This is a genomic window from Enterococcus sp. DIV1767 (genome assembly GCF_050542585.1).
GTDB lineage: Bacteria > Bacillota > Bacilli > Lactobacillales > Enterococcaceae > Enterococcus_D > Enterococcus_D innesii.
Genome location: NZ_CP172936.1, coordinates 1,904,996 through 1,918,762 on the forward strand (window position 1 = coordinate 1,904,996; position 13,767 = coordinate 1,918,762).

General features: G+C 41.6%; 16 protein-coding genes. 1 reads left to right on the forward strand and 15 read right to left on the reverse strand.

Annotated features, from left to right (window positions below):
• Nucleotides 1-10 precede the first annotated feature (10 nt).
• The 10 genes from IGI78_RS09145 to IGI78_RS09190 all read right to left on the reverse strand — a co-directional run bounded on the left by IGI78_RS09145 (nucleotide 11) and on the right by IGI78_RS09190 (nucleotide 7,343).
• Nucleotides 11-313: a YlxQ-related RNA-binding protein gene (locus tag IGI78_RS09145; RefSeq protein WP_015509584.1), complete on the reverse strand. Its 303-nt coding sequence runs from the start codon at nucleotides 311-313 to the stop codon at nucleotides 11-13.
• Nucleotides 306-602 carry an RNase P modulator RnpM gene (rnpM, locus tag IGI78_RS09150; RefSeq protein ID WP_005225922.1) on the reverse strand — a complete coding sequence of 99 codons (297 nt, stop codon included), beginning with the start codon at nucleotides 600-602 and terminating at the stop codon, nucleotides 306-308. Before rnpM ends, IGI78_RS09145 begins: the two co-directional genes overlap by 8 nt.
• 16 nt (nucleotides 603-618) lie before the next feature.
• Complete coding sequence (gene nusA / locus IGI78_RS09155; RefSeq protein ID WP_081118625.1) at nucleotides 619-1,833, reverse strand: transcription termination factor NusA; 1,215 nt, start codon at nucleotides 1,831-1,833, stop codon at nucleotides 619-621.
• Nucleotides 1,834-1,854: 21 nt separating this feature from the next.
• Complete coding sequence (rimP, locus tag IGI78_RS09160; RefSeq protein ID WP_077454435.1) at nucleotides 1,855-2,328, reverse strand: ribosome maturation factor RimP; 474 nt, start codon at nucleotides 2,326-2,328, stop codon at nucleotides 1,855-1,857.
• A gap of 207 nt (nucleotides 2,329-2,535) precedes the next feature.
• A complete protein-coding gene (locus IGI78_RS09165) occupies nucleotides 2,536-2,874 on the reverse strand; it encodes a DUF2752 domain-containing protein (protein WP_170920140.1) in 339 nt (112 codons plus the stop codon).
• Nucleotides 2,874-3,308: a DUF4234 domain-containing protein gene (locus IGI78_RS09170; RefSeq protein ID WP_086292276.1), complete on the reverse strand. Its 435-nt coding sequence runs from the start codon at nucleotides 3,306-3,308 to the stop codon at nucleotides 2,874-2,876. Before IGI78_RS09170 ends, IGI78_RS09165 begins: the two co-directional genes overlap by 1 nt.
• 177 nt (nucleotides 3,309-3,485) lie before the next feature.
• Entirely contained in the window at nucleotides 3,486-5,426 is a 1,941-nt protein-coding gene (thrS, locus tag IGI78_RS09175; RefSeq protein WP_005235617.1) for a threonine--tRNA ligase, read from the reverse strand.
• Between the two features lie 312 nt (nucleotides 5,427-5,738).
• Nucleotides 5,739-5,915, reverse strand: coding sequence for a 2-hydroxymuconate tautomerase (locus IGI78_RS09180; RefSeq protein ID WP_005225916.1), 177 nt, complete (start codon nucleotides 5,913-5,915; stop codon nucleotides 5,739-5,741).
• Nucleotides 5,916-5,985: 70 nt separating this feature from the next.
• Nucleotides 5,986-6,501, reverse strand: a complete 516-nt coding sequence (locus IGI78_RS09185) for an ASCH domain-containing protein (protein ID WP_081118627.1) — start codon at nucleotides 6,499-6,501, stop codon at nucleotides 5,986-5,988.
• Nucleotides 6,471-7,343, reverse strand: a complete 873-nt coding sequence (locus IGI78_RS09190) for an aminoglycoside 6-adenylyltransferase (protein ID WP_081118628.1) — start codon at nucleotides 7,341-7,343, stop codon at nucleotides 6,471-6,473. Before IGI78_RS09190 ends, IGI78_RS09185 begins: the two co-directional genes overlap by 31 nt.
• A gap of 140 nt (nucleotides 7,344-7,483) precedes the next feature.
• Here IGI78_RS09190 and helD point away from each other — a divergent pair, with 140 nt between their 5' ends.
• Nucleotides 7,484-9,763, forward strand: a complete 2,280-nt coding sequence (gene helD, locus IGI78_RS09195; protein ID WP_081118629.1) for an RNA polymerase recycling motor HelD — start codon at nucleotides 7,484-7,486, stop codon at nucleotides 9,761-9,763.
• A gap of 65 nt (nucleotides 9,764-9,828) precedes the next feature.
• Here helD and IGI78_RS09200 read toward each other — a convergent pair whose 3' ends face one another.
• The 5 genes from IGI78_RS09200 to rsfS all read right to left on the reverse strand — a co-directional run bounded on the left by IGI78_RS09200 (nucleotide 9,829) and on the right by rsfS (nucleotide 13,767).
• Complete coding sequence (locus IGI78_RS09200) at nucleotides 9,829-10,488, reverse strand: hypothetical protein (protein ID WP_077454441.1); 660 nt, start codon at nucleotides 10,486-10,488, stop codon at nucleotides 9,829-9,831.
• 213 nt (nucleotides 10,489-10,701) lie between these two features.
• Nucleotides 10,702-11,424 (reverse strand): YebC/PmpR family DNA-binding transcriptional regulator, encoded by a 723-nt coding sequence (locus IGI78_RS09205; RefSeq protein ID WP_005225911.1) that lies wholly within the window; start codon nucleotides 11,422-11,424, stop codon nucleotides 10,702-10,704.
• A gap of 79 nt (nucleotides 11,425-11,503) precedes the next feature.
• The gene (locus IGI78_RS09210; RefSeq protein WP_077454364.1) at nucleotides 11,504-12,670 is read right to left on the reverse strand and encodes a nucleotidyltransferase; all 1,167 of its coding nucleotides are present in this window, start codon (nucleotides 12,668-12,670) and stop codon (nucleotides 11,504-11,506) included.
• A 27-nt stretch (nucleotides 12,671-12,697) separates the two neighbouring features.
• Nucleotides 12,698-13,426 (reverse strand): class I SAM-dependent DNA methyltransferase, encoded by a 729-nt coding sequence (locus tag IGI78_RS09215; RefSeq protein WP_081118644.1) that lies wholly within the window; start codon nucleotides 13,424-13,426, stop codon nucleotides 12,698-12,700.
• Nucleotides 13,426-13,767 carry a ribosome silencing factor gene (rsfS, locus tag IGI78_RS09220; protein WP_034695537.1) on the reverse strand — a complete coding sequence of 114 codons (342 nt, stop codon included), beginning with the start codon at nucleotides 13,765-13,767 and terminating at the stop codon, nucleotides 13,426-13,428. The genes IGI78_RS09215 and rsfS overlap by 1 nt, the downstream gene beginning before the upstream one ends.

Genomic DNA, 13,767 nt, shown 5'->3' on the forward strand with positions numbered 1-13,767 from the left:
AATCACCTTCCTAACCTAATATTAATTCCTGCACCTTCCTTGCAAATCCTTGATCTAAGATGCCAATGACCATTCTTGGTTTCCCAATGGCCGCACTGATTTCATCAGCAGAAAATGCATCTAGGAGCGGAATTTCGTAATAAGAACTTTTGTCCTTAATTTTCTTTTGTGTATTTTTACCAGCATCACTGGCGACAATGACCAAAGCAGCTTTCTCATTGCGAATCTCTTTTAAGGTCATTTCTTCACCAGTCACTAATTTCCCAGCACGCATGGCTAGTCCTAACATATTTAATGCTTTGGTTTTATTCATTTGCAAATAACTCTTTTCGCGCTTTTTGGTGCGTTACATAGTCCAATAGTTCTTGGTAAAATTCATCTGTCAATTTCGTTTCCAACACTCGATCTAAAATACGCTTATCCCAAGCTTTCTGGGCTTCAGCCGGTTCGATCGCTATATAGGCACCACGACCAGGCATTTTTCCGGTTGGATCAATAGAAACAACGCCTTCTTTTGAACGAGTGATACGAAGCATTTCTTTCTTAGGCAACATTTCACCTGAAATCACTGATTTTCGTAAAGGAATTTTTCGTTTTTTCATCACGATCTCACCTCAACTATTTTTTGTCAAACTCAACATTTTCGTAATCATCTGCAGTCATGTCTGATGAAAGGATTGCTTCATCGAGCGTTTCTGTAGATTCCGTTGCTTCTGTGCTGATTTCTTCGGCAGCTTCTGAAGCATTTGCATCATACTCATCGATATAGTCGCCTTCATCCAACTTCGCATAAAACTCTTCCATGTCTGTTTCTGATTTGATATCGATTTTGAAGCCAGTCAATTTGGCTGCCAGACGGGCATTTTGTCCCCGTTTACCGATCGCCAATGACAATTGGTAATCAGGCACGACAACGGTACAAGACTTCGGATTATCAACATCGAAAATAACGTCGCTAACTTCCGCTGGATTCAATGCATTGGCAATGAAGATCGCTGGATCTTCATTCCATTCCACGATGTCCATGTTTTCGCCTTTTAGTTCATTGACGATTGCTTGAACCCGTTGCCCTTTAGGACCTACACAAGTGCCGACAGGATCAACGTTAGCATCAAAAGAACGAACAGCCACTTTGGCACGATCCCCTGCTTCACGAGCGATACTTACGATCTCTACAGTACCATCATATACTTCTGGCACTTCTTGTTCAAATAATCGGCGTAGCAAATCTGGATGGCTACGGCTAACAAATACTTGAGGCCCTTTAGACGTATTTTCAACACGAGAAACGAATACTTTGATCCGATCATGGGGTTGATAAAACTCATTTGGCATTTGGTCTTGTTTTGAAAGCACTGCTTCAATTTTACCTAAGTTCACATAAATATAACGATTGTCTTGACGCTCTACGATTCCTTGTAGAATGTCTTTTTCATAAGCACTAAATTCGTTATAGATAATGTTTCTTTCTGCTTCTCGAACTCGTTGCAAAATGACTTGTTTGGCCGTTTGCGCCGCAATACGACCAAAGTCTTTAGGTGTTACTTCAAAGCGGATTTTGTCGCCGATTTCATAAGCGGGGTTGATTGTCATCGCTTCTTTTAATGAAACCTCTAGTTGCGAGTCCATGACTTCTTCTGTCACTTCTTTGACTGCATATACGTGGATGTTGCCTTTTTTCTGATCAAATTCCACTTCCACATTTTGTGCTTGCCCGTAATGACGTTTGTACGCTGAAACCAATGCCGCTTCCAAGGCATCGATGACAATCTCTTTTGAAATGCCTTTCTCTGCTTCTAATGCATCCAATGCATTCAACATTTCTTTACTCATGATTCTTTCATTCCTCCGTGTTTAAAATTGAATGGCTAAACGAGCTTTGGCAATATTTTTCCGGTCGATCGTTCGTTCTTTTTCTCTGGTTTTGATTCGGGTCTTCATAACTAGCTGATTTTCGTCGAATGACTGTAAAAAGCCTTCGAACTGTTTTTCTCCATCAATCGGTTGATATAAAGAAACATGAATGTACTCGCCGACTGCCCGTTGATAATCTGCTTCTTTCTTCAATGGACGCTCGGCGCCAGGGGAAGAAACTTCCAAGAAATAGGCTTGTGGAATAGGATCAGGATCGCATTGGTCTAATTGTTCACTAAGTTGTTCACTGACAAAGGCACATTCCTCGATATCGATTCCGCCTTCTTTATCGATGAACACACGAAGAAACCAATTTTTCCCTTCCTTCACGAATTCTACTTCAACTAATTCAAATTTTTGCGCATCCAGAATAGGGGTCACTATATCTGTAACAGTTTCCACTACTGTACTCACAACATCGCCTCCTTTATTTCTCAACGAAACGAACTTCATTCCATTAAAAAGAGTGAGCGAAAAAACCGCTCACTCACTCTAAGTATCATTACATTGTAAATATAACACAATTTTCATAAAGATTCAACTACTGTCGCATGTTCCCTTCGCTTTCAGAAAAAAACAAAGCATTTTCTTAATGTTTTTTAATGCTTGGGTGAATGGATGTTAGTGAATCACTTGACCAATCCGACGTAGTAGTTGTGGGAAAATACTTTCTGGATCAAAGTCCATTGGCGCTTCATGTGGGAAATGAAGCCAGAGCCGACCGCCATAAACCACTAGTACTAAAAGTGTCAATGTCACCCACAGGTTTTGACTGTGGTAAAGTTTGCCGATTTTCGGATTTTTTTTGAATAAAACGATCCCGAATACGATCGGCACTAACCAAAACAAGGGATGAAAATGTAGCGCGCCTTGAAGATCGCCTTGGAATAAATGTAAATATGCGCGCGTCATGCCACAACCTGGACAAGGAACCCCCGTTATCCATTTAAACGGACAGATCAATAATCGACCCAATCATCTGAATCAAACGGATCATTTGAAGCATCAGATGATGTCATAGTATTTTGATCAGCTGCTTCCCACATTTGGTTCATGTCTCCTTGTAAAATCGCCATATTGATAAAATCAAAATTAAAGAGGCTTAAGACAACAAACAGAATTTTGTTGTCACTCAAACGAGGCATTTTCGCTCGTTGTTGCGCACTCATAAAGATATCCGCGATTCGATACCACCAATAAATTTGATACAACCCACAAGTAAGGATCGTTAATAAAATCGACGTCTCTGGTGAAAGACGATTGTCCCCACTGTACTCTGCTAGCTCTTTGGTTGTTTGGTACATCCAAAAGAATGTATAAATGCCACAAGTAATAAATGTTAATAGAATGACCGATACAACCGATTTTTTTCTTACTCCATAATTATAGTTCATCACATACCCCTTCTATTTTTCTCCTTGTTGCTACCTGTTAATTATATATGATTTTATTCACAAAAACAAAATTTTCTGCATTTTCCACAGTTTTTATAGAACAAAAATAGATAAACAGCACCTGCTAAAAAAGCAGGTGCATATACTATAAGACAATTATCTTCTTTGTAACAAAAACTATGCGCGACTATAATTTTTCACTTCTGCAGCCATAGCATCAACAAAAAGATTCAACTCTTCCACTTGAGTTTCTTTGCTGCCATAGCGACGAATATTGACTGTTGCGTCATTGACTTCTTGATCCCCAACAACGATTTGGTAAGGAATTTTTTGTGTTTGCGACGCACGGATCTTGTACCCCATTTTTTCATTGCGATCATCTACTTCCACTCGCAGACCTTGCGCTTGCAAGCGTTCTTTGATTTCGTAGGCATAGTCGCTGTGGGCTTCGACTGAGACCGGAATGATCGATGCTTGGATTGGTGCCAACCAAGTCGGGAATGCCCCTTTATAGACTTCTGTCAAATAAGCCACAAAACGTTCCATCGTTGAAACGATCCCGCGGTGGATCACCACTGGACGGTGGTTGTTTTCGCCATCTTCACCAACGTATGTCAAATCAAAACGTTCTGGCAATAAGAAATCCAATTGGATCGTTGACAATGTTTCTTCCATACCTAAAGCTGTTTTCACTTGGACATCTAGTTTAGGTCCATAGAAAGCTGCTTCACCGTCAGCTTCAAAATAATCCAATTCTAATTCATCCATGGCCGCTTTTAGCATTGTTTGCGCATTTTCCCACATCGCATCGTCATCAAAATATTTGTCTTTATTTTGTGGATCGCGATAGCTTAAACGGAAACGATAGTCAGTAATATTAAAGTCTTCGTAAACGCCCACCATAAGATCCAGTGTCCGTTTGAATTCTTCTTTGATTTGATCAGGACGAACGAATGTATGACCGTCATTTAAGGTCATTTCCCGAACCCGTTGCAACCCTGATAGAGCGCCTGATTTTTCGTAGCGATGCATCATTCCTAATTCAGCGATACGAATTGGTAGTTCACGATACGAATGGATGTCATTTTTGTAAACCATCATGTGATGCGGGCAATTCATTGGTCGTAGAACTAGCATTTCGCCATCACCCATATCCATTGGTGGGAACATGTCCTCGTGGTAATGATCCCAATGCCCTGATGTTTTGTATAAGTCCACGTTTGCCATGATTGGTGTGTATACGTGTTGGTAACCAAGGCTAACTTCTTTATCAACGATATAACGTTCGATCGTACGACGGATCGTTGCTCCTTTTGGCAGCCAGAAAGGCAGACCAGCGCCGACTTCAGGTGATAACATGAACAATTCTAATTCTTTTCCTAATTTACGATGATCGCGTTCTTTTGCTTCTTCCCGTAAACGGATAAATTCCTTCAAGTCTTTTTTATCGAAAAAGGCTGTTCCGTATACTCGTTGCATCATCTGGTTATCAGAGCTTCCACGCCAGTAAGCACCTGCCACTGATAACAATTTGTATACTTGGATACGACCAGTTGATGGGACGTGAGGACCGCGGCAAAGATCGACAAATTCACCTTGCTGATAGGCAGTAATCGTTTCGTCATCTGGTAATTCAGTGATCAACTCTACTTTGTATGGATCTTCGGCAAAAAGGGCCAACGCTTCTTCTTTTGTTAATACACGTCGTTCGATTGGCAGATTTTCTTTGATGATCTTCATCATTTCTGCTTCGATTGCAGGTAGATCTTCCGCAGTTACTGGGTTTTCCCCATTATCTGTGTCATAGTAAAAACCAGAATCAATTGCAGGTCCTACCCCAAAATGGATCGATGGATAGAGTCTGCGCATAGCTTGAGCCATTAAATGAGCTGTCGAATGACGAAGTAAGCCTAAGGCGTCTTCGTGATCGGGTGTCACGATCTCAATCGTTGCATCTTCTTCGATCGGACGTGAAAGATCGATCAGTTGCCCATTGACTTTTCCAGCTAAGGCTTTTTTTGCAAGACTTTTCGAGATACTTTCAGCAATCTCTTTGGTTGTTACCCCAACAGCAAATTCTTTTTTTGCGCCATCAGGAAATGTAATAAATAATGACATATGAATGTCCTCCTTTGAATGATTTCAATCAATAAAAAAAGTCCTAGTATCGGTTACGATACTAGGACGATCACTCGTGGTTCCACCTATTGTTTAAAAACAGAAAAAGTCTGTTTTCCTCTTCATGAGATAACGGTTCAACCGCCTCCGTTTCGACAGAGGTCTAAAAAAAGTGGTCATCCTTTGGTTTTCTTCTAGGAAATTTTCAGCCAAGATTTCCCTCTCTTATCGAAGACTCTCAAATTCAGGTGTCTTTTTTATTGATCGATTATGGCTCAATTAAACCACTACCTACAAGAAAAAGCAAGAGAATTATTTCCAATCGCCATTCACAGCATAGGTTCCTTGCTTCATTTCATTGATGATAACGTGGATATGCTCCTTAGGGGCACCCGTATTTTTATGGACTGCCTCAGTGATTTCTTTCATCATATTCGTCAGTTGTTCTTGTGAACGCCCTTCAACTAGTTCGACATGGATAAATGGCATACGATTTCCTCCTTTGTTTGCTTTTGATTATACACCTTTTTCAGAAAGACAAAAGCGATTGTCGCGCTTTTCATTGAAAATCATGGCCTTCATCTTCTTGATACACAACAGAAAACTTCTCGCAAACACACAGCATTTGATCGTGAAAAGACAAACCCGCTGAGGCATAAGCTCGTCGAAAAAAAGCTTCATGAACACGGCGCCAATAAGCCAAAGTGCGATCTCCTTCCCCTTCTAAAAAGGCGAACGCTGCTGTCACCTCATCAAAAGGCACGATCGACACTGACTCTAAATAAAGAACAGCTCTTGGTACATCCGAACCATCTAAAAGAACACTATACGTTCCTGATTGCGGCAATGCTTCTTGCTCGATTTCATAGAGGGCAGCGGCAGATGTCGTTGCCGTCTTTTTGCCAGCTAAAACCAGTGCTGCCAGTTCATCGGCCATTTGTGGGGTATCACCAAAGGACCAAGCATCTTCATAGGTCAGAGCAGATTGGTTTCTTGGGTTTACTTTTAAAAATTGTTGCCAAAAAGCCTGAATCTGACTGTCTTTTATTTTTGGTTCTCTGGTCTCATCTGCCAATTTTTTTCACTCCAATACTTCGTATATTTTTGGACATTCTCAGCTTCTTGCCAATCATAAGCCAATCCCAATTTCTCGCTAATTTTCTTTGCTTGGCCATCAAATCGTTTTTGCATCTTCAAAAGTGACTGACCGCAAGCAGTGATCGTGGAAAAATCAAGCAATGAGGTCAATTCCCGCCACTCCTTTTCCGTGAGAAACGACTGCAGGTATTTATGATTTTTTCCAGTACTCACCTGAAATTGCTGAGTGTGGGCAACAAACAAATCTTCAATCCATAACAATTCTTGCCAACAAATGGTGTATAAATGATCCGCAGCATAAATCAGCTGCTTTCGAAGCAGCCCTTTCACGACATACGTGCTTACCCACCAAAATTCGTTGCAGTGTTCCCGAAAAGCGGCTTGGGTCGGACGCTTGATCCAGTAATGCGAATGATTTGCTTGATTAGTAAAACTTAGTAATTGGTCTGGATCAAGCAGCGGCTGCAAGCCTGGTTCGTTAGCCAGCCGATCGACCAGTGCAAGAGGACAAAGCATGAGATCGATTCTTACTCCGTCTAAAAAATGCATCAAGTACGTAAAACAACCACCCAGACTGGGCGGATAGATGGTGCTAGCTTCCGGTGTTTGCCTGATCATGAGCGGTCCAAAGGCTTCTAACCATGAAGGATCATCGACCAAGGGCTGAATATCATCCATTACATAAACCACATCAAAGTCTTGCAAAAAATCTTTTGGCGCCTGCGGATCGGTCCGTGAACCAGATAAACCGATGGCACGTGCCCCAACACCTTCGCCCACCGATTGGATCAGTCGGAGTAGTTCTGCTTCTTCCCTCACTCTTTCCACCTCTAATTCGACTAATTTTTGAATTACTATGCTCTTTCTATAAATATTAGCATAGTTTCTTTTTTTCCACGACATTCGCAGGGAAAATATGCTATAATTTTATGTCGCAATTTTTTTAAGGAGGATCCTTCGTGAACGAACGTCAAAAAGAACAACAACATGTTAATGAAACCATTGCTCTGATCCACAGAGAACAAGCGATCCTTTCGCAGCAAAAACAAGAGTTAGCCGCTAAAATGGATGATCAATTAAAAGAAATCGCCGATAAGAAAATTCGCGGGGGCGACAGTGAAGCCTTTTATGAATCAGTTATCGAGTACCAGCAGCATGAACAAGAATTGCTGATAAAATACCAAACCGCAGAATCGCAAGAAAAACGCGTCAAAACCTTAACAACGATGGCGGGCAATCCGTATTTTGCTCGAATCGATTTCAAAGAAGAACAAGAGACCGAGACCCTCTATTTGGGGATCGCTTCATTACGAGACAAAGATGAAGAAACGATCGTCATTGACTGGCGCGCACCGATCGCCAATCTTTACTATGAAGGAGAGCTTGGTGAGACCTTCTACGAAACAGACACTGATCGGTTTACGGTAGAATTGCTTTTGAAACGCCAATTTAAAATTCAAAATGGTGAAATCTTGTCGATGGTCGATACTTCGGAGATCATCAATGACGAATTTTTGTTGGAAATTTTGGATGAAGCCTCTTCTTCTCAAATGCGTAACATCGTTTCAACGATCCAAAAAGCGCAGAACCAAATCATTCGTGATACCACCAATAAATTCTTACTGATCGAAGGGATTGCTGGAAGTGGGAAAACCTCTGCTTTGTTGCAGCGGGTCGCCTTTTTACTTTACCGTAATCGCAAATGGCTGGATGAAAAACAAGTCTTGCTGTTTTCACCCAATCATTTGTTTTCTGATTATATTTCCATGGTCCTGCCTTCTTTAGGGGAAAGTGAAGTGCCCACAAGAACCTTCCACCACTTTATCCAATTGATTCTGACTGGCTATGAAGTGACGAAAGAAACCCAACAAGAAGAAACTTTTTTAAGCGGAGACGACGACGCCATTGAAAAAATCAAAAGCAGTCTTTTCTTGGTGGAAAAAATCAACCGTTATGTCCGTTCGATCGCACCGATTGGTCCCTTGTTCCGTGATCTAAAAATCCAAGGGCAAACCTATTTGACAAAAGAACAAATTCGCCGCTGGTATCAAGAAACCAATAATGAACTGCCGATTTACCAAAGAACCCAACTGCTTCAAACGAAATTATTAAAAAAAATCGGCGGCTTGGAAAAAGATGAAGCCAAAAAAGACTGGGTCAAAGAAGCGACCGAAGAACAATTGCAACAAGTATTCGCCAACGATCCTCATCAAGAATACAGCGAAGAAAACGAACGCCGTTTACGGAAGAAGCTCAGACAGCAAATCGTCCGCAAGAAGTTCCGTTCCTTGACGCGGGGAGTGAAAAACTTTCAGTTTATCAACCAAGCCAAACAATACTTACACTTTCTACAATCGGTTGAGTCTGCTGCAGTCAAAGAAACTGGCATCGAGGCTGCGGCTTGGCAGCAAAGTATTGCCGACATTCGTCAAGGTATGCGCCAAAGACAAATCAAACAAGAAGACGCCGTTTTGTTTTTCTTACTGATTAAACAGCTCTATCCTGTTCACGTCGAAGAAAAAGCTCGGTTTATCTTTATCGATGAAATGCAAGATTTCCCACCTGCCCAAGTGGCATTGCTGCGTCAGCTTTATCCAAAGGCTGGTATCACCCTTTGCGGCGATTTGAATCAAAAAGTGTATGGCAATGAAACGATCGTCGGGGCATTAGCAGAATTATTCCCCCACGAACGTGTGAAACGTTATCAATTGAAAACCAGCTATCGTTCGACTAAGGAAATCACAGATTTCGCCAATCAATTTTTAGTGGGCAGTGATCAAGTGGAATTGACGGCTCGTAAAGGTGCGGTACCAGTAATTACTAAAGGAACTGCAACTGAAAATCTGGCTTTCCTAGAAACTAGTATTCTTGACGCAGCTGAGAATCAGCGTTGGCGCACCGCGATCATTTGTAAAACCGCAAAGGATTGCCAGCAGTTATATGCCCAGCTGGCAGAAACAATGCAGGAACAAGTGCAGCTGATCACCTCTGAAGAAGACTTCATGAAACGCAATGTGATGATCTTCCCGGCCTTTTTAGCAAAAGGGCTAGAGTTTGACCAAGTATTTGTCTGGACACCAGGTGCCACTTTCGTGACTGAACAAGACCAATTGATTTTTTATACAATGGCGACACGGGCGATGCATCAGTTGACCGTCGTCACCCATGAGGAATTGCCGCTGCTAGCAAAAGCTGATCCTACCACTTATCAGTTCCAAGAAGCATCAAAGATTGACTAAAAAACTAACAAAAAACATCACGATCGGCTTGTTTCATTTGAAGAAACAGTCGAAAGTGATGTTTTTTAGCCTTTTAATTCGCCGATAAACAAGCGGGTTTCTGGATAACGCATCCCGACGATGGTTAAAATCATTTGCAGCTCAGAAACGTGTTCTGGATCTTCTGGAACGAATAATTTTGTATGTCGGCCGATACTGCCGTTATCGATCAAGCGATGGGTACGATTCCATTGACTGAATTCCTCAATCGTCGTAAAGCGACTAAGAGGGAAGCCAGCCCCATCAAGAATTTCTGTCAATCGAAAAAGTACATATGAACTATCGATAACAAATTCTTTTCTGTGAGGCAAAGCACGCGTTCGTTTATAATCAATAATTGCTTTTTCTGGTCGGTGCTCTAAAAGCCAATCCAACAGCAAGAAGAACCCTTCCATTCGGTACTCATCGATAAAAAGTCGTTCAGAGTATTCCGACATGCGAAAGACTAATGGAATCAAAAAACGCTCTTTATAAATCAATAATGGTGCGCGATCAACCACGACGTTTAAATAACGATTTAAGTAGGAAGAACCACGATAATCGCCCAAACGATACCCCTCTACCCCATACTTTTTATATTTTCGGCAAAGGGCCGAACAGTCAGAAATCGATACAGACACTTCTGCTAGCTTCTCAAAACCACTTAAGATTCGATTAAATGGCTCTAAAACGATTTTTTCTTCCATGTCTGCCCCCCTAACGAGTTGTTTGCTTATGTAGTAAATCATAACATATAAAATGCCTAGAAACCAACTGAAAAGATAATGAATCTGGAAGAATTTTCAAGAGAAGTGCTTCTCGCTCTCTTGTTTTTTCACTTGGCTAAGCAATGGAAAACCCATTGAAAAAAAAACACCAAAAAATGGCAGCCAGATTACCTCTAGGCTGCCAAGTGCGTTTTATTCTTCGGCGTCTGCCACATTGTGATAGACGTTTTGTACGTCTTCAAGATCTTCTAACACATCGATCATTTTTTCGAATTTTTCTAGATCGTCACCCGTCAAGGTTACTTCATTTTGAGGAATCATTTGCATTTCTGCAATTGAGAATTCAGTGATTCCTTTTTCTTTCAAGGCTTCTTGAATGGCATGGAAGTCACTTGGTTCACCGTGAACGATGATTTGTCCATCTTCTTCAACAACATCACGAACATCGATCTCTTTGTCCATCAAGTATTCTAAGATCTCATCCGCATCGTCACCGGCAAAGCCAAATAATGCTGTGTTATCAAACATATAAGCAACTGCACCTGAAACGCCCATGTTCCCGCCGTTTTTACCAAACGCGGCCCGAACATCGGCTGCAGTCCGATTGACGTTGTTTGTCAAAGTATCGACGATCACCATAGATCCGTTTGGTCCAAATCCTTCATATCGAAGTTCTGAGTATTGTTCATCGCCAGAACCTTTGGCTTTTTCAATCGCACGGTCAATAATGTGTTTTGGTACATTGTAGGTTTTCGCACGTTCGATAACAAAGCGTAATTTTTGGTTCGCGTGAGGATCAGGATCACCCGATTTTGCTGCTGCGTAGATTTCGATTCCAAATTTTGCATAAACTCGGCTATTGTTTGCATCTTTAGCAGTTTTCTTCGCTACGATATTTGCCCATTTACGACCCATGATTTCACTTCGCTTTCTTGTTTTTAAAAATCCTTATTCATTATACTTGTCAAATGGCGTTCTGTGAAGTAATTTTCACTTATTTATCAATAAAAAGCGGAATTCTTCGAAAATTTTGTTCTGTGATTTGAGCATTCCCTTGTTGATAGATCTGGTCGATCCGCAATGACAAGCCATAGCGCTGTGCTTCTTGCTTACCGAATTTAGCGATCAGCGGCAGGGTCAGCTCTTTTTTGACCTCTTTTAAATAGTGCTGCCCTTGCTTCGTATACCCTAAGACCCGAATAAAGGGATGTTCTTGGGCTTCCTTCATTTCAGCTTTTGTCACTTGGAACAATACATAACAAGCAAGACGCTGCAGGCGCGTTTGGGTATAACGTTTCGTCTTTAACAACTTGATAAAATCTGCAAAAGAATCCGCCGCCGTCACATATTGTTTTAGTCGATATTCTAATCCTTCTTCCATCTGGTAAATAGCCGCTAATTTTTCAAGAGGGGCAGAAATGATCTGGTATTGAAGATACGGCCAAAAGGCTTCCCAGTCGACTGTTGCTTGTGAAAGAAAGTTTTGTGTGGCTTCAGGAACAAAATCCGCAACAGCTGCACCTTGTTTGATTGCTTGGCGAATGGCTGTTGCACTGGCGATCGTTGGATGATCGAATTGTTCTGAATGATAGGACGCCGCAACACGTTGGATGGGGACCAAGCGCAATGGTTTTTCATAATGTAACACTTCCCGTGCATACGCCATACCTAACAGATGATTCGGCTGATCTTTTTCTACATGGTACTCAGGATAAAGCTCACTGAGGACCGCACTCATATTTTGACTATAGGTAGCATTTTGCCTAGCTATGCGTTGGAATGCGTCATCGATCATCCGCTGATTTTCTTTTTCAAACTGAGCGAACTTTGCATAGTCAAAGGGTTCTTTCGCATCTGTTCCAAAACACAAAGAATCACATTGCAGATCTTGTAAGATCTTAATCGCTCCCGCTGCAAAAAAATCAGCAGACTGGACGGCCCAAGCGGATGGCAGTTCAACGACCAAATCGACGCCATTTTGCAATGCCGCTTGGGCTCGCTGCCATTTGTCGATGATTGCCGGTTCACCACGCTGTAAAAAATTTCCACTCATCACCGCAACGACGACATCAGCGTTCGTTACTTGCCGGGCTTTGTCCACGTGGTATTGGTGTCCATGGTGAAAAGGATTATATTCTACGACTAGTCCGCAAGCCTTCATCGACATCCCTCCTGTTTTACATAACGGTTACTTATGGCAGACAAAAAACCAGCGACGGCTTTTTTCATTTGGTTTCGTATCGATAAAATCGGCGTAGCATTCAACATTAGCAAAACCAGCATTTTCTAACATTCTTAAATAGCTTTCGAGAGGATAGGTTCTTTCTTGATGAAGCTCATCTAAGCGTTCAAACAAGCCATTCTCTTGTGCAACAAAAAAGGTCAAGAAGTGTTCAATGCTATGGTCTTTTTCGCCTTGATAGCTTTCCCAAAGAAAGGCAAATTCATCGGTTTGGTAATGATAGCTATAATCAGGAAAGACTTCATCGATTTGATATAAAGAATGCACATCAAATAAAAACACGCCATCTTCTTCTAAACAACTGTAAACACCATCAAAAACTTGCTGCACACTCTGCTCGTCTTCCATGTAGCAAAGGGAGTCAGAATAACAGGTAATTGCTTGATAGGTGCCAACATCTACGAGATCCAGCATGTCACCCGCAACAAACTGCACAACTGCCGCTTCTTTTTCAGCCCGTTGACTAGCGATCATCAGCATCTCTTCTGAAAGATCCAACCCAGTCACATCAAAACCAGCCTTGGCAAATTCAACGGCTAACGCACCGGTTCCACAAGCCAATTCTAACAGCTGTTTTCTTTCTCCTAAATGACGACAAGAAAAATCCAGCCACTTTTTATAGAGACTGGAATCCATTACTTCGTCATAGACAAATGCGAAGGTTTCGTAAGCCATTACGCCACGACCCATTCATTAAGATCCACAAGCGGCGCATCAGACCATAATTTTTCTAGGTTGTAAAAAGCACGTTCTGAGGCACTGAATACGTGAACGATCACGTCACCTAAATCGATCAAGACCCATTTTCCACCATCTTTTCCTTCGACACGGCGAACAGATACTTGATTTTCTTCTTCTTTATCGATGACTTCATCGATGATCGCATTGATTTGACGTTCACTATTTCCTGAACAGATCACAAAGTAATCTGCTAGTAAAGAGATTTCCCGCACATCTAATGCCATAATATCTTCGGCATGTTTTGAATCGGCGGCTTTTACAGCAATTTCTAATAT